This window comes from Pseudomonas saponiphila (assembly GCF_900105185.1).
GTDB classification, from domain to species: Bacteria; Pseudomonadota; Gammaproteobacteria; order Pseudomonadales; family Pseudomonadaceae; genus Aquipseudomonas; species Aquipseudomonas saponiphila.
This window is the reverse complement of sequence record NZ_FNTJ01000002.1, coordinates 1466179-1482131: the sequence shown is the minus strand read 5'-3', so window position 1 is coordinate 1482131 and position 15953 is coordinate 1466179. Positions and strand designations below refer to the sequence as shown.

15 protein-coding genes are annotated in these 15953 nt (G+C 64.7%); 8 read left to right on the top strand and 7 right to left on the bottom strand.

The annotated features are described in order from the left end of the window. Positions 1-6: 6 nt before the first annotated feature. From BLV47_RS28615 to BLV47_RS28605, 3 genes are all read left to right on the top strand, one after another. Positions 7-1185 (top strand): alginate O-acetyltransferase, encoded by a 1179-nt coding sequence (locus tag BLV47_RS28615; RefSeq protein WP_092319781.1) that lies wholly within the window; start codon positions 7-9, stop codon positions 1183-1185. 17 nt (positions 1186-1202) lie between these two features. Continuing rightward, entirely contained in the window at positions 1203-1859 is a 657-nt protein-coding gene (locus BLV47_RS28610) for an alginate O-acetyltransferase AlgF (RefSeq protein ID WP_092319779.1), read from the top strand. A gap of 194 nt (positions 1860-2053) precedes the next feature. Continuing rightward, positions 2054-3505: a mannose-1-phosphate guanylyltransferase/mannose-6-phosphate isomerase gene (locus BLV47_RS28605; RefSeq protein WP_092319777.1), complete on the top strand. Its 1452-nt coding sequence runs from the start codon at positions 2054-2056 to the stop codon at positions 3503-3505. A 275-nt stretch (positions 3506-3780) separates the two neighbouring features. On the opposite strand, the gene BLV47_RS28600 is transcribed toward BLV47_RS28605, so the two are convergent. Then, complete coding sequence (locus BLV47_RS28600; protein WP_092319775.1) at positions 3781-4053, bottom strand: DUF3077 domain-containing protein; 273 nt, start codon at positions 4051-4053, stop codon at positions 3781-3783. A 456-nt stretch (positions 4054-4509) separates the two neighbouring features. On the opposite strand from BLV47_RS28600, the gene BLV47_RS28595 reads away from it, so the two are divergent. Both BLV47_RS28595 and BLV47_RS28590 read left to right on the top strand, forming a co-directional pair. Then, positions 4510-4974 (top strand): multidrug transporter, encoded by a 465-nt coding sequence (locus BLV47_RS28595; protein WP_092319773.1) that lies wholly within the window; start codon positions 4510-4512, stop codon positions 4972-4974. A gap of 36 nt (positions 4975-5010) precedes the next feature. Then, positions 5011-5835 (top strand): SDR family oxidoreductase, encoded by an 825-nt coding sequence (locus tag BLV47_RS28590; RefSeq protein ID WP_092319771.1) that lies wholly within the window; start codon positions 5011-5013, stop codon positions 5833-5835. Positions 5836-6173: 338 nt separating this feature from the next. On the opposite strand, the gene BLV47_RS36620 is transcribed toward BLV47_RS28590, so the two are convergent. Continuing rightward, positions 6174-6374: a hypothetical protein gene (locus tag BLV47_RS36620; protein WP_244168964.1), complete on the bottom strand. Its 201-nt coding sequence runs from the start codon at positions 6372-6374 to the stop codon at positions 6174-6176. Positions 6375-6521: 147 nt separating this feature from the next. Between BLV47_RS36620 and BLV47_RS36615 the strand changes: the two genes are divergently transcribed. Continuing rightward, entirely contained in the window at positions 6522-7142 is a 621-nt protein-coding gene (locus tag BLV47_RS36615) for a hypothetical protein (protein ID WP_244168963.1), read from the top strand. A gap of 364 nt (positions 7143-7506) precedes the next feature. Here the strand turns inward: BLV47_RS36615 and BLV47_RS28580 are convergent, their stop codons facing one another. From BLV47_RS28580 to BLV47_RS28565, 4 genes are read right to left on the bottom strand one after another with little or no spacing between them, the layout of a single operon-like run. Beyond that, the gene (locus BLV47_RS28580) at positions 7507-8367 is read right to left on the bottom strand and encodes an efflux RND transporter periplasmic adaptor subunit (RefSeq protein ID WP_092319769.1); all 861 of its coding nucleotides are present in this window, start codon (positions 8365-8367) and stop codon (positions 7507-7509) included. A gap of 10 nt (positions 8368-8377) precedes the next feature. Further along, positions 8378-8578, bottom strand: coding sequence for a DUF1656 domain-containing protein (locus tag BLV47_RS28575; RefSeq protein ID WP_007930063.1), 201 nt, complete (start codon positions 8576-8578; stop codon positions 8378-8380). Beyond that, positions 8568-10775, bottom strand: coding sequence for an FUSC family protein (locus tag BLV47_RS28570; protein ID WP_092319767.1), 2208 nt, complete (start codon positions 10773-10775; stop codon positions 8568-8570). The genes BLV47_RS28575 and BLV47_RS28570 overlap by 11 nt, the downstream gene beginning before the upstream one ends. An 11-nt stretch (positions 10776-10786) precedes the next feature. Then, on the bottom strand, positions 10787-12298 hold the full coding sequence (locus tag BLV47_RS28565) for an efflux transporter outer membrane subunit (RefSeq protein ID WP_092319765.1): 1512 nt from the start codon (positions 12296-12298) through the stop codon (positions 10787-10789). Between the two features lie 266 nt (positions 12299-12564). Here BLV47_RS28565 and BLV47_RS28560 point away from each other — a divergent pair, with 266 nt between their 5' ends. After that, positions 12565-13533 (top strand): LysR family transcriptional regulator, encoded by a 969-nt coding sequence (locus BLV47_RS28560; RefSeq protein WP_092319763.1) that lies wholly within the window; start codon positions 12565-12567, stop codon positions 13531-13533. A gap of 224 nt (positions 13534-13757) precedes the next feature. Further along, the gene (locus tag BLV47_RS28555; RefSeq protein WP_092320582.1) at positions 13758-14732 is read left to right on the top strand and encodes a 2-hydroxyacid dehydrogenase; all 975 of its coding nucleotides are present in this window, start codon (positions 13758-13760) and stop codon (positions 14730-14732) included. Positions 14733-15010: 278 nt separating this feature from the next. On the opposite strand, the gene BLV47_RS28550 is transcribed toward BLV47_RS28555, so the two are convergent. Then, positions 15011-15910 (bottom strand): DMT family transporter, encoded by a 900-nt coding sequence (locus BLV47_RS28550; RefSeq protein ID WP_092319761.1) that lies wholly within the window; start codon positions 15908-15910, stop codon positions 15011-15013. Positions 15911-15953: the final 43 nt, after the last annotated feature.

Below are 15953 nucleotides of genomic sequence, written 5' to 3'. Positions count from 1 at the left end.
CTGCCCATGACCCGCTCATTACGCGTGTTGTACATCGCCCTGTTCCTGCTGACCCTGCTGGTGCTGGGGCTGTGGTCGGTGCGCAGCTTCTTCGGCTTCAGTACCAACAGCGACGCCAGCGTGCTCAACGGGCGCTGGGCCAAGGCCGTGGAAACCCACTACGACGACCAGTTCCCGATCAAGCGCCTGGGCACCAACCTGTGGGCCGCCCTGGACTTCAAGCTGTTCAACGAAGGTCGCCCCGGGGTGGTACTGGGCCGCGACCAGTGGCTGTACAGCGATGAAGAGTTCAACCCGGTGGTCAACGAGGAACTCAACCTGCAGGGCAACTACGCCCTGGTGGAAGGCGTGCGCCAGACCTTGAAGGCGCACGGGGTGAAACTGGTGATGGCCATCGTCCCGGCCAAGGCCCGCCTGTACCCGGAACACCTGGACCAGGTACGCCCGGCGCGGATCCACGCCAACCTCTACCAGGACTTCCATGCCCGGGTCGCCGCCGACAAGATCCTCGCCCCCGACCTGCTTGGGCCTTTGCAACAGGCCAAGCAACAGGGCCAGCAAGTATTCCTGCGCACCGACACCCACTGGACCCCGGCCGGCGCCGAAGTCGTCGCCCGGCAACTGGCCCAGGCCATCGCCGCCAAGACCCCGCTCAGCGGCCCGCCACAACGCTTCGTCACCCAAACCCAAGAGACCGTGAAGCATCAGGGCGACCTGCGGCGCTTCCTGCCCCTGGACCCGCTGTTCGAACACCTGATGCCCGCCGAAGAGCCCCTGCAAAAGCGCGTGACCCACGCCAGCGAGGAAGCGCCGGCCGCCGACGACACGCTATTCGCCGACCACGAAGTGCCGGTGACCCTGGTGGGCACCAGCTACAGCGCCAACCCCAGCTGGAACTTCGTCGGTGCCCTGAAACAGGCCCTGCACAGCGACGTGCTGAGCTACGCCGAAGACGGCCACGGGCCGATCCTGCCGATGCTCGGCTACCTGAAAAGCGACGACTTCAAGAACCACCCGCCCCAGGTGCTGATCTGGGAATTCCCTGAACGCTATCTGCCCATCAACAACGAAATCGGCGACGCCGACCCGCAGTGGGTCGCAGAACTCAAGCAAGCCGGTGCTCGCCAGCAAAACCTAGCCAGCAACACTCCGAAATCCGAGACGCCCGATCGGGCGCAAAACTGAAAAAAGAGGTAACACTCATGACTTTCATCACTACTCCTCGCCGTCTCGCCCAAGCAATCACCCTGGCTGCCGGCATGAGCGTCCTGTCCCTGTCGGCCTTCGCCGGTGGCGACGCCGCGCTGTACGGCCCCACCGCGCCCAAGGGCTCGACCTTCGTGCGCCTGTACAACGCCAGCAACAGCGAAGTCAGCGCCACGGTGGGCAGCACCAGCATCAACGACCTCGCGCCTCTGGCCAGCAGCGACTTCAGCTTCATGCCCGGCGGCGACTACAGCGCCAAGGTGGGCAGCCAGAGCGTGCCGGTGAAACTCGCCGCCGATCACTATTACACCCTGGTCAACAACGCCAGCGGCCAGCCGCAACTGATCGAAGAGCCGCCGTTCAAGAACAAGCAGAAATCCCTGGTGCGGGTGCAGAACCTCAGCGACCAGGCCCTGACCCTGAAGACCGCCGACGGCAAGACCGACGTGGTCAAGGCGGTGGCCGCCAAAGGCCGCGGCGAGCGCGAGATCAACCCGGTGAAGGTCAGCTTCGCCCTGTATGACGGCGAGAAAAAAGTCAGCGACCTCAAGCCCGTGGCCCTGGAGCGCGGCGAAGCGGCGGTGCTCTACGTCACCGGTTCAGGTTCGAGCCTGTCGCCAGTCTGGGTAAAACGCCCCGTCTCGACTCGCTAACGAATTTCCGGATGCACGCCATTCCCGCCTCTCGTAGGAGCTGGCTTGCCAGCGAAGGCGTCCTCAGGGGCCCCTTCGCCGGCAAGCCGGCTCCTACAGAAGGTAGGCAGCGCCTCCGGACACGCAACAAAAACAAGAGTGAAACGACAGAACGCAGTAGCTCTAACCCATACGATGTTTAAAGGAGTAACAACATGATTCCGGTGATCTTGTCAGGTGGTAGCGGCTCACGTCTTTGGCCGCTTTCGCGCAAGCAGTTCCCCAAGCAATTCCTCGCCCTGACCGGCGAACACACGTTGTTCCAGCAAACCCTGGAGCGCCTGGTGTTCGAAGGCATGGACACCCCGATCGTGGTCTGCAACAAGGACCACCGCTTCATCGTCAACGAACAGTTGGCCAACCGTAATCTGGAAGCCCAACGCATCCTCATGGAGCCCTTCGGCCGCAACACCGCCCCGGCCGTGGCCCTGACCGCGATGATGCTGGTCAACGAAGGCCGCGACGAACTGATGCTGGTGCTGCCCGCCGACCACGTGCTCGACGACCAGAAAGCCCTGCAGCGGGCCCTGGCCCTGGCCACCGTGGCCGCCGAGCGCGGCGAAATGGTGCTGTTCGGCGTGCCGGCGAGCAAACCGGAAACCGGCTACGGCTACATCAAATCGGCCAACGATGCCCTGCTGCCGGAAGGCATCAGCCGGGTCGCGCAATTCGTCGAGAAGCCTGATGAAAAACGCGCCAACGAGTTCGTCCAGGCCGGCGGCTACTTCTGGAACAGCGGCATGTTCCTGTTCCGCGCCAGCCGCTTCCTCGAAGAGCTGAAGAAACACGATCCGGACATCTACGACACCTGCCTGTTGACCCTGGAGCGCAGCCAACAGGACCCGGACAGCGTAAGCATCGACGAAGCCACCTTCGCCTGCTGCCCGGACAACTCCATCGACTACGCGGTGATGGAAAAGACCCAGCGCGCCTGCGTGGTGCCCCTGAGCGCCGGCTGGAGCGACGTCGGCTGCTGGTCGTCGCTGTGGGACGTGCATGAAAAGGACGCCAACGGCAACGTCAGCAAAGGCGACGTGGTGATCCAGGACAGCAAGAACTGCATGATCCACGGCAACGGCAAACTGGTGTCGGTGATCGGCCTGGAAAACATCGTGGTGGTGGAAACCAAGGACGCCATGATGATTGCCCACAAGGACAAGGTCCAAGGGGTGAAACAGATGGTCAACACCCTCAACCAACAGGGCCGCAGCGAAACCCAGAACCACTGCGAGGTCTACCGCCCGTGGGGCTCCTACGACTCGGTGGACATGGGCGGACGCTTCCAGGTCAAGCACATCTCGGTCAAGCCGGGGGCCTGCCTGTCGCTGCAGATGCACCACCACCGCGCCGAACACTGGATCGTGGTCAGCGGCACCGCCGAAGTCACCTGTGACGAGAACGTGTTCCTGCTCACCGAGAACCAGTCCACCTACATCCCGATTGCCTCGGTGCACCGTTTGCGCAACCCAGGGAAGATCCCGCTGGAGATCATCGAGGTGCAATCGGGCAGTTATTTGGGTGAGGACGATATCGAGCGGTTTGAGGATATCTACGGGCGCTCGACGCCGGTGGAGCGGGGCGTTTCGGTGAAAACCATAGCGCAGTAAGCGCAGCGGCAAGTTTCAAGCGGCAAGCTGCAAGTAGAAGCAGCCGTTAGCTTCGAGCGGCAAGCTGCAAGAAAAAGCAGGGAGTCGTGTTGGTAAGACCTTTGTGCTCCCCCTTTCCAGGTGCCTGCGTCCCCTATCCGCAGGCGGTTGGACAGGGGGATTTTTTTTGAAGCAGGGGCAAGGGGCAAGGGGCGAGCTTCAAGCGCCAAGAAAAAGCGCTACCCCCTCCCACGAAGACGTAGCGCCCTTTCGACGTCCTGATCAAGAAGCTGCGATCAGGCCTGCAACACCTCTTCCTTCATTCCCAATCCCACGTCATCGATCACCGCCTTGCCCATCTCCGCCAGGAAATGCGCGGCCCAGGCGTAACGCTCGCCCTGGTCTTCCATGGCCGCATCCAGGGCGAGTTTCTTGGCGTAGTACAGCAGGGTCGACGCGTGCTCCAGCGCCTGCAACAGAGGCACATCGGCATTGACGCGGAACAGGGACTGATCGGCATCACCACAGGAACCAAAGGTGACGAAGCCCGAGGTCTTGATAGCGCACATGGTTGAACCCCCATATCGAAGTGAGAGCTGCCACGTTCGTTACCAAGCGAATGGGTGGCAGCCGTGCGCAGGTTGGTAAACCGGAGATACAGGAACCCGGCAGGGACAAGCCCTCCCACGCACAGCCGCCATTGCACGAGTGTGCAGACACAAAAAAAGCGCCTGCAATTATGAAATGGGGCGCTGTTGCGCCTGTATCAACACGGGTTACCAAGCCCGGCCGCTGAGTTGGCAGCGACGCTCAAAGGCTAGTCCCGGGTTCGATACGGAGCAACGACAAAGGCGTCGCAGTTTATGTCCAAGCCACGGGTGTTGGGAACATCCTTGCCTGGGGCACTGCGGGGCATCAGCTCAATCGCGGGTGCAGGTTTTAAGTCTGTTTCACAGCCTTCCTCCATCGCCAACCCCACCTACGCTTAGGTAGGATGTCCCTTCCTTTTCCCCGAGGCTCGCGTCATGTTCATCGGCGTTCTGCTGGTCATCACCTGGCTGATCCTGCTTCTGCGCTATCCCGCCAAAGCCCTGCCCGTGTCCCTGGCCGCCGCGTTCGGCCTGGCCCTGGTGGCCTGCTGGGTGGTCTGGCTGGATAACCGCGAAGCCCAGCAACTGGCGCGTCTGGAACTGCGCCTGATCTATGCGCCGGACCACTGCCCCGCCGACCGGCCATTGCAGGTCAAGCTCAACAACGGCAACAAGGTGCCCCTGGTCGAGCTGCGCTGGCGGGTCGCCGCCTATGCTCCGGGGGATACGGTCAACCTCGCCGACAACCAATACAGCGCCCCACGCTACCGTGGCCCCGGCGAGTTGCAGGCCGGCGCCAGTTGGCAGGATTGTCTGCCGCTGCCACCGCTGCGCCCGGGCTATCGCCCGCAAACCCTGGAGTTTCGCGCCGAGCGTCTGCAGGGTAGTTTCTCCGACTGATTCGCCCTTCCCCTTACCCAGCACAAGGACCGCGCCATGCCTGTAGCCTTGATCACCGGTTGTTCCAGCGGCATCGGCCGCGCCCTGGCGGACGCCTTCAAGAACGCCGGTTTCACCGTGCTCGCCACCGCTCGCAAGGCCGAGGACGTTGCCACCCTGCAAGCCGCCGGTTTTACCGCCATCCAACTGGACGTGAATGACGGCCCGGCGCTCGGCGCCTTGGGCGAGAAGATCAACCAGCAGTACGGCGGCCTGGATGTGCTGATCAACAACGCCGGTTACGGCGCCATGGGCCCGCTGCTGGATGGCGGTGTGGACGCCATGCAGCGTCAATTCGAAACCAATGTGTTTTCCCTGGTCGGGGTGACCCGGGCGATGTTCCCGGTGCTGCGCCGCAGCCGTGGCCTGGTGGTGAATATCGGCAGCGTATCCGGGGTGCTGGTGACGCCGTTTGCCGGCGCCTACTGTGCCTCGAAGGCCGCGGTGCATGCCTTGAGCGACGCCCTGCGCATGGAGCTGGCGCCGTTCGGCATTCGGGTCATGGAAGTGCAGCCCGGGGCCATTGCGTCGAGCTTTGCCAAGAACGCCGGGCATGAAGCCGAGCAACTGCTCAACGAACAATCGCCCTGGTGGCCGCTGCGCGAGGGCATCCGCGCCCGGGCCAAGGCCTCCCAGGACAAACCCACCCCCGCCAGCGAATTTGCCGCCGGCTTGCTCAAGGCCGTGCAACAGCACAATCCGCCGCGCCTGGTGCGCCTGGGCAATGGCAGCCGCGCCCTGCCGCTGCTGGCCAACCTGCTGCCCAAGGGTTTGCTGGAGAAGGTGCTGATGAAGCGCTTCGGATTGAGCGCCAAACTCTGACCTCCCGTAGGAGCCGGCTTGCCGGCGAAAGGACCCGCAAGCCTTGCATCGCCCATGCCGGCGCCTTCGCTGGCAAGCCAGCTCCTACACAGCCAACACCTCCCCTCGTAGGAGCCGGCTTGCCGGCGAAAGGGCCCGCAAGCCTTGCATCGCCCATGTCGGCGCCTTCGCTGGCAAGCCAGCTCCTACAGCAGCGGCGCGGTGCGGATTGTGCCCCCGCGCATTCCCAGTAGAATGCGCTCGCCGCATGGAATCGCTGCTATCGACACCCAAGCACGGAATGGCTAACGCTCCACCCTCTCCCGTCCTGTCACTGCCTGATTTCATGCGCGCTTTTTTCATTCGCCGATCAGGGAATACCCATTGAAATTGTTCAACGCGCTGCCACTGGCATTAGCTGTCTTGCTGGCGGCCTGCGCCTCCACGCCTGCGGAAAACACCGAACCGAAAGTCCCCGACCTGAATGACACCCTGCCCAAGCTGACGCTGGACAGCGTCTTGCCCAAGGTCAGCGCCAACGAATACTGCAACCCGGCCATGGAGGCCGATCTGCTGTACGGCATCGGTTACAAGCTGAACGAGATCGAGGACTACAAGAACGCCAAGGGCTGCTTCGCCATGGCCGCGAGTCCTTCAACTACATCGCCTACTCGGCGTCGCAGAACGACTGGTGCGCCGAGTACGGCATGTACGCCACCTACTGGTTCGGCGACAAGGACATTCCCAAGGACCGCGACCTGGCGCTGCGCTGGCTGGAGCGCTCGGCGCTGCACGGCAACCCGGAACCGCAGCAGAGCCTGGCCGACGCCGCCGAAGAATCCGGCGACCTGGTCAAGGCCTACGCCTGGCTGAAGATCATCGACAACACCGAAGACACCAGCCAGCTGGACGCCCTGAAAGGCAAGATGAGTCCGGAGCAACTGGCCGCAGGTGAACAGCGCTTTGCCGACCTCAAGCAGCGCGTGACCAGCAAACAGGTGATGTATGACGAAGCGCGGGATGAGGAGGTGGCGATTTTCTCCGCCGAGATCCATTTCGATCTCCCCGACCTGTTCCAGGGCATGACCACGGCCCAGCGCCAGGCCTTTGTCAAAGCGGCCATCGCCAAGGCCCGGGACAGCGGCCAGTTCAAGCTGCATTACGCGGTGACCCAGTACATCATCGTCTCGCGCCTGGCCCAGCAACGTTACCCCGGTGTCGACGTGCTGCAGAACCCGAAGCTGGTGGCGGTCATCAACCACGTCGACGACGGCCTGGAAGCGGCGGCGAAGAAGTCCCTGGCGATCATGCAGAAAAGCTACAAATAACGGCCCCCCCTCCATCGTAGGAGCCGGCTTGCCGGCGAAGGGGCCCTTGAGCCCTGCATTGCCTGAGCGGACGCCTTCGCTGGCAAGCCAGCTCCTACAGCAGTCAGGCAGACCGTGCATTTCCCTGTAGGAGCCGGCTTGCCGGCGAAGAGGCCCTTGAGCCTTGCATCGCCCGAGCGGACGCCTTCGCTGGCAAGCCAGCTCCTACAGCAGTCAGGCAGACCGTGCAGTTCCCTGTAGGAGCCGGCTTGCCGGCGAAGAGGCCCTTGAGTCTTGCATCGCCTGGGCGGACGCCTTCGCTGGCAAGCCAGCTCCTACAGCAGTCAGGCAGACCGTGCAGTTCCTAGGGTTTCCGCCCCTGTTCCTACAACGGCTCGGGGTTGACGATGACGGTGCAGGTGATGCCCGCCGCCAGCAGCACGCCCTCCGGCACTTCATCAATGTGGATGCGTACCGGCACCCGCTGGGCCAGGCGCACCCAGTTGAAGGTCGGGTTGACGTCGGCGATCAGTTCGCGGCTTTCCGGGTTGTCGCGGTCGTAGATGCCGCGGGAAATGCTTTCCACGTGGCCCTTGAGCACCTGACCGCTCATCAATTGCATGTCCGCTTTATCCCCGACGCGCACGTGGGGCAGCTTGGTTTCCTCGAAGAAGCCGTAAACCCAGAACGAGTTCATGTCGACCACGGCCATTTTCGCCTCGCCGATGCGCGCGTAGTCGCCGCGGTGCACGTTGAGGTTGGTCACGTAGCCGTCCACCGCCGCCCGCACCTGGGTGCGCTTGAGGTTGAGCTCCGCCGCTTCCAGCTGGGCCTGGGCGTGCTGGTAGTCGGCCAGGGCCGAGTCGGCGATGTTGCCGGCGTCGTCGCGGTTTTCCTTGGAGATCACCAGGTTGTCCATGTCGGCGCGGCGCTTGGCGTTGACCTTGCGCATCTCCCAGGTGGCCTTCTTCGACGCCACCAGCGACTGCGCCTGCTTGACCGCGATCTGGTAGTGCTCGGGGTCGATCTGCATCAGCAGGTCGCCCTTGTGCACCAGTTGGTTGTCCTTGACCGGCACGTCCACCACTTCGCCGGTGACGTCGGCGGCGACGTTGATGATGTCCGCCCGCACCCGGCCGTCACGGGTCCAGGGGGTGTACATGTAGTGCTCCCACAGGGTGCAGCCGATCCACAGGGCCAGGGCCAGCACGAGCAGGGTGGCGAGCAGGCTGAAAAACTTTTTCATTGCGGGGATCTCAACGGTAGACAGTGAGCGCCATGGCGCCGAACAGACAGCAGAACAGGCTCAGGCGCAGCAGCGCCGGGTGCCAGAAGAAGCGATACAGGTCATAGCCGGAGATGAACCGGTCCAGGGCCCAGGCCAGGGCCGCGGCGATGAAGAACATCAGGGTCATGGTGGGCATGTAAACGCCGTGGAAGGCGATTTCACGAGGCATGGTCAAGTCCTTGGGGTGCAGGCGCCGCCGGCTTGGCCACGGCATAGGCCGCCAGCGGCGATTGCGGATCGAGCAGTGAAGTACGAATGAAGTGCAGGTAGCTCTTGACCCGGCGCAGGGCCGAGGTGTCGAAGTGCGGGGCGAAGGGCTCGTCAGTGGCCTGGACCCGGCTGATAGCGTGGTCCACGGCGATCAGGCCGCGCTCCAGGTTGCTCTGGCTCGGTTGCAAAAACAGCCGCACCAGGGAGCGGCCCATGACCCGGATCGCCTGGCGCCAGGGCTGGGATTCGGCATAGGCCGGGTGCACCGGGAGGATCGCCTGCTCCTTGCGTAACTCGATGATGGCGTGACCGACTTCCAGCACCACGAACATCCAGCGCAGCAGTTCGCTCTGCACCTTGGGCTGGCCCACCGCCAGGCCATAGGCCTGGTGCAGCAGGTCGCGGGTGCGGCTCTCGAAGCTCGACGCCAGGCCCTTGAGCTTGCCGCTGATGGCGTACACCACCTGGCCGCGCAGGTCCTGCTCCAGGCGCCGCCACAGCCAACGGCTGTTGGGCGGCAGGATGATCGCCCCGGCGGCAGCGCAGACCAGCATGCCCATGACCATGGCGATGTAGTCGTTGATGAAGGTGTAGGGGTTGTACACGGTCAGGTTGTCCGGCACCGAACCGGTGCTGAAAAAGATCAGCAGGCCCAGGCCGACCCCGGCGTACTTGGGCCTGGAAGCGAGGAACGAACCGAGCACGATCACCGGCGCCAGCATCAGGCACAGCAGCGGGAAGCCGTCGATCCAGGGGAACACGAAGAACATTTCAACGAAGCCCACCAGGGCGCCGACAAAGGTCCCGCAGGCCATCTGGAAGGCCATGCGCTTGGGGTTCGGCGTGGCGGCGGAAAGGCCGATGGTGGCGGCGGCGATCAGGGTCATGGTGGCGCCGCTGGGCCAGGCCGTGGCCACCCAATAGCTGCCCAGTACCAGCAGCACGAAGGCCGCGCGAATGCCCGAAGCGGCACTGGCCAACCAGTTGGTTTGCGGCGTGTAGGGCTCGTCCCAGCGCTCGCGTTCGTGGCTGTGGTCGGCCAGGGAGGCGTGGGTCTGGGCATAGCTGTGCATCTCGTCGACGAAGCGGTAGAGCAGCTCGTAGGCGGTGTGGAAATCCAACTGCTCGGCGTCGCTCGGGCCAGTCTCCTGGAACGCCGCGCGCAGACTGCGCACCCGCGCCGGCAGCTCGCTCTTGTAGGTCGCCAGGGCGGTGGCCAGGCGCGCCGCATCAGGGCTGGTGAGAGCCCGGCCGGAAAAGCCGTCGAGCAACTCCGCCAGGTCGTAGAGCCCGGGTTTGATCGCCGCCACCACGTGATCGGCACCGCTGCTGCGCAGGCGTTCGAGCAACTGGTGCAGGGCGTTGAAGCGCGTGGTGATGCCCATGAACTCGCTGTTCAGGCGGCTCAGGCGGCCGTTGCGCCGACGCATGTGCGGGTCTTCGAACACGGTGACGCTGCGCAGCCCTTCCAGGCCCACGGCCTCGGCGATGAAGCGCACGTTGCTGCTTTCAAAACTGTCGCGCTGGCTACGCCCGCGCAGGCCGTCGGTGACGAACAGGGCGAACACTCCGAAGCGCTGGTACAGGGCGTTGCGCATCGCGGCGCTGGCGGTCTGCGGCAGGATCGCGGCGCTGACCAGGGTCGAGCAGAGAATCCCCAGGGAGATCTCCAGCACCCGCCACACCGCCGCCATGAAGGCGCCTTCCGGATGGGCCAGGGCCGGCAGTCCGACCATCGCCGCGGTGTAGCCGGCGAGGACGAAACCGTAGGCGCGGAAGTTGCGACAGCGCGCGGCACCGGCCGAACAGATGCCGACCCAGATCGCCAGGGAACCGAGGAACAGCTCGGTGTTCTGGGCGAACAGGGCGATCAGCGCCACCATCACCGCCGAGCCGGTCAGGGTGCCGAGAAAGCGGTAGAAGCTCTTGGCGAACACCTGGCCGCTTTGCGGCTGCATGACGATGAACACGGTGATCATCGCCGTGCGCGGTTGCGGCAGTTCCAGGCGCATGGCCAGCCACAGGGTGAGGAACGCGGCGGCCAGCACCTTGAAGATGTAGACCCAGGTCACGCCGTCGCTGCGCGCCCAGTCGAAGAAACCCCGGCGCCATTCAAGGGAGTACAGCCAGCGCAAAGGGGCGGGCAAGGAAGTCATGGGAGCCTGCTTCAGTGGTCGAACACGGCCAGGGCCGCGGGGGTCTTGGGTGCCTGGGTGCGATTGTCCGCGGGTACGTCGCGGCCGGCTTCAAGCCCGCCGCCCAGGGCCGTCACCAGGTCCGCCTGGACGGTCAGGCGCGCGGCCTGCACCTGTTGCTGGATCTGCTGCTGGTGAAACAGCAGGCTCTGGGCGTTGAGCACATTCAGGTAGTCGGTCAGGCCGCGCTGGAAGGCCACGGTGGCGATGTCGTAGGTCTTCTGCGCCGCAGCCACCGACTCGGCGGCGAAGACTTGCTGCTTGTCCATGGACTCGCGGCGGATCAGCTGGTCGGAGATGCTTTTCAGCGCGTCCACCAGGGTCTGGTTGTACTTGGCCACGGCCAGGTCGTAGCCGGCCGCGGCTTCACCCAGCTGCGAGCGCAGGCGGCCGCCGTCGAAAATCGGCAGGCTGATGGCCGGGCCGACGCTGTAGTTGAGCTTCTTGCCAGTGAGGAACTCCAGGGCGCCACCGCCAGTGGCCATGAAGCCGATGCTGCCCACCAGGTCGACGTTGGGGTAGAAGCCGGCGTGAGCCACATCGATGCCGCGAGCCTGGGCCGCCACCTGCCAGCGGCTGGCGACCACGTCCGGGCGTTGCCCCAGCAGTTCGGCGGGCAGGGCCGAGGGCAGTTTCAGCGCGGCGCCCAGGGACAGGCTCGGCCGCTGCAACTGCGCGCCCTCCCCCGGGCCCTTGCCGGCCAGGGCCGCCAGTTGGTTGCGGGTCAGGGCGATTGCTTCGTCCAGGGCGTCCAGTTGGCGATGGGTTTCCGGCAGCGGCGCCTCGGCCTGGCTGACTTCGAAATGGGTGCCCAGGCCGCCGTCCAGGCGCCGTTGCGCCAGGGCCAGGATCTGTTGCTGCTGCTTGAGGGTGGCGGCGACGATATCGCGCTGGGCGAAGTGCAAGGACAGCTGGATATAGCTGCGCACCACGTTGTTCACCAGCTCCAGCTGGGCCTGGCGGGCTTCGGCCACGCTCATGTGGGCCAGGTCGACGGCGCGCTCGGTGTTGTTGCTTTCGCGGCCCCAGAGGTCCAGGGCATAACTCAAGCCCAGGGCCGCGTTGTTGTCCCAGGTGGTGGTGTTGGCCAGGGCGCCGGGGCCGTAGAACTGATCGGTGGGCCAGTTGTGGCGCTTGAGGGTGGCGTCGCCGTTGATCTGCAGCGACTCGGCCGACTCGGCGATACCGGCCAGGGCCTTGGCCTGGCGCACCCGGGCGGCGGCCATGGCCAGGCTCGGGCTGCCTTGCACGGCGAGGCTGATCCAGCGGTTCAACTGCGGGTCGCCGTAGGCCTGCCACCACTGGGCACTGGGCCAGTGGGCATCTTGCGCGGCGCTCTTGATCGCCTCGTCGGTGGCCAAGGTATTAGCGGGAAGTGTCTTGCCTTGTGGGGCAATGCCTCCGGTTCCGATGCAGCCGCTGATTGCTAACGATAAAGCCCAAACACTGAGGGTCTTGAACCCTCTGCTGATGCGACGCGGCACTGCTGCGAATTCCTGAAGATCGGGGGGGAGTATTTCTCTCGTGGAAGTCGGCCGGCCAGCGCAGCGAGACGCCTGCTACACCGCGTTGCGCGGACCGCCGGCATGCCGACTCCTACGGATCGGGGCAATTCTAGGGGGCGTCTGGGGCGGCGATAAGCAGGGATTCCTGTGATTCTTTGTTACCGTAAACGCGATAATCCCTTGGTCGCCTATCCAAGCCCCCGTAACTTCGTGTCACAATTTGCCATCTCCCCAGAGAGCACCCCATGGACACTTTGCAAAACATGCGTGCCTTCAGTTGTGTGGCCGAAGCCGGCAGTTTCACCGCCGCCGCGGTGCAGCTGGATACCACCACGGCCAACGTCTCGCGCGCAGTCTCCAATCTAGAGGCTCACCTGCAAACCCGCCTGCTCAACCGCACCACCCGCCGTATCGCCCTGACCGAAGCCGGCAAACGCTACCTGCTGCGTTGCGAGCAGATCCTGGCCTACGTCGAAGAAGCCGAGGCCGAGGCCAGCGACGCCCACGCCCGCCCCGCCGGCCAGTTGAAAGTGCACACCATGACCGGCATCGGCCAGCACTTCGTGATCGACGCCATCGCCCGCTACCGCAAGTCGCACCCGGACGTGACCTTCGACCTGACCCTGGCCAACCGCGTGCCGGACCTTCTGGACGAGGGCTACGATGTGTCCATCGTCCTGGCCAGCGAGCTGCCGGACTCGGGGTTCGTCTCCCAGCGCCTGGGGATCACCTACAGCATCGTCTGCGCCTCCCCGGCCTATGTGAAAGCCAATGGCTGCCCGCTAAAGCCCAGCGACCTGCTGAACCACGCCTGCCTGCGCCTGGTGAGCCCGGTGATTCCCCTGGAGAAGTGGGCCTTCGACGGCCCGGAAGGCCAGGAAATGGTCACCATCAACAGCTCGCCGTTCCTGGTGAACTCCGCCGACGCGATGAAGACTGCGATCATCAGCGGCATGGGCATTGGCGTGCTGCCGGTGTATGCCGCCATCGAAGGCCTGCGCAACGGCACCCTGGTGCGGGTGATGCCCAAGTACCGCTCCCAGGAGCTGAACCTGTACGCCATCTACCCGTCGCGCCAGTACCTGGACGCCAAGATCAAGACCTGGGTCGAATACCTGCGCGGCTCCCTGCCGGAGATCCTCGCTGCGCACCAGGCGGAACTGGCGGCTTACGAACTGAGCAGCAGCCTCACCGGTGCCCGCCTGGCCAATTGACTGCCAGGGCGCCCGCCCAAACCACCGCCCCACCCGCAGGAGCCGGCTTGCCGGCGAAGAGGGCCGCACGTCCGGCGCAAACCCGGGGGCCGCCTTCGCTGGCAAGCCAGCTCCTACAACAAGCCAGCTCCTACAACAAGCCGGCCCGTGGCGGGCGCTTTGGCGGCGGCGGCAAAAATGTTAGCTTGCTTGGCATTCCCACCCGCCTGACGAGCCTTCCCGCGATGAAAAAGACTGTACTTGCCTTCAGCCGCATCACCCCCGAGATGACCGAACGCCTGCAACAGGACTTCGAGGTCATCGTCCCCAACCCCAAGCTCGGGGACATCGCCGCGCAGTTCAATGAGGCCCTGCCCCGGGCCCACGGCCTGATCGGCGTCGGCCGCAAGCTGGGGCGCGCGCAGTTGGAAAACGCCGCGCAGCTGGAAGTGGTGTCGAGCATCTCGGTGGGTTACGACAACTATGACCTGGGCTATTTCAACGAACGCGGGCTGATGCTCACCAACACCCCGGACGTGCTCACCGAAAGCACCGCCGACCTGGCCTTCGCCCTGCTCATGGGCAGCGCTCGCCGGGTGGCCGAGCTGGATGCCTGGACCAAGGCCGGACAATGGCAGGCCAGCGTCGGCCCGGCGCTGTTCGGTTGCGATGTGCACGGCAAGACCCTGGGCATCGTCGGCATGGGCAACATTGGCGCGGCCATCGCCCGCCGCGGGCGTTTGGGCTTCGGCATGCCGATTCTCTACAGCGGCAACAGCCGCAAGGAGGCCCTGGAGCAGGAGCTGGGGGCGCAGTTTCGCAGCCTGGAGCAACTCTTGGCCGAGGCGGATTTCGTCTGCCTGGTGGTGCCGTTGAGCGAGCAGACCCGGCATTTGATCAGCCATCGCGAACTGGCGCTGATGAAGCCCAGCGCGATCCTGGTGAACATTTCCCGTGGTCCGGTGGTGGATGAACCGGCGCTGATCGACGCCTTGCAGAAAGGCCAGATCCGTGGCGCCGGCCTGGATGTGTACGAGAAGGAGCCGTTGGCAGAATCGCCGCTGTTCCAGCTGAAGAACGCCGTGACCTTGCCGCATATCGGCTCGGCCACCACCGAGACCCGCGACGCCATGGCCAACCGCGCCATGGCCAACCTGCGCAGCGCCCTGCTGGGCGAACGCCCGCAGGACCTGGTCAACCCGCAGGTGTGGAAGGGCTGACGCAATAGCCTCGATGGCCCCTTCGCTGGCAAGCCAGCTCCTACAACCAGTGCCTGCGCCACCACCGCCCCGTAGGAGCCGGCTTGCCGGCGAAGAGGCCCGCAAGTTCTGCGCAAATCCGGAAACCGAATTCGCTGGCAAGCCAGCTCCTACAACCAACACCTGCACAACCACCGCCCCGTAGGAGCCGGCTTGCCAGCGAAGGGGCCCGCAAGTTCTGCGCAAATCCGGAAACCGAGTTCGCTGGCAAGCCAGCTCCTACACAAGCCAGCGCCTGCTCAGGCGGTAGCGGCCTTGGCTGTCAACAGCGCCTTGGGTTTGCGGAACACCAGGACGTTGCCCAGCATCACCAGCACCAGCCCGGCCAGCGCCGGGGCGGTCCATTGGTAGCCTTCGGCAAAGGCCGAGACGTTCAGCGCCACCACCGGAAACAGCACGGTGCAGTACGCCGCCCGCTCCGGGCCCATGCGCCCCACCAGGGTCAGGTAGGCGGTAAAGCCGATCACCGAACCCGGTATCACCAGGTACAGCAGCGAGCCGATGTAGCGGGTGCTCCACTCCACGTCGAAGGCAATGCCCTGGGCCAGGCAATACACCGCCAGCATCGTCGCGCCGTAGGCCATGCCCCAGGCATTGGTGGTCAGCGGCTTGAGCCCGGCTTTCTGCTGCAGGCTGGAGAGCATGTTGCCCGCCGAGAAACACAGGGTGCCGAGCAGGGCCAGGCCCAGTCCCAGCAAGGTCTGCGGGCTGGCGCTGTGGCCCGCCAGCTCGGGCCAGAACAGCAGCCCCAGCCCGAATAGCCCCAGGCCGCCGCCGAGCAACACGTTGCGGGCGATCTTCTGGCCGAAGAACACCCGCGCATTGAGGGCGTTCCACAAGGTCGCGGTGGAAAACACCACCGCCACCAGGCCGCTGGGAATCCATTGGCTGGCGTGCAGAAAGCACATGAAGTTGATGCAGAACAGGCACAGGCCCTGGGCCAGGCAGATCAGGTGGCCACGACGGTTCATCGGCTGCAGCTTGCGACTGAGCAGCAGCAGGACGAACAGCACCAGGGCCGCCAGGGCGAAGCGATAGACGATGGACACCGGAATCGCCACCACCCCCAGTTGCAGTTTCAGGGCGATCCAGGTGGTGCCCCAGATCAGCACGGTCAATAGGTACAGCGATAGGTTCATGGCGCGACTCCTTGGCAAGGTGTGCAGTGTCCTGCCCCTCGGA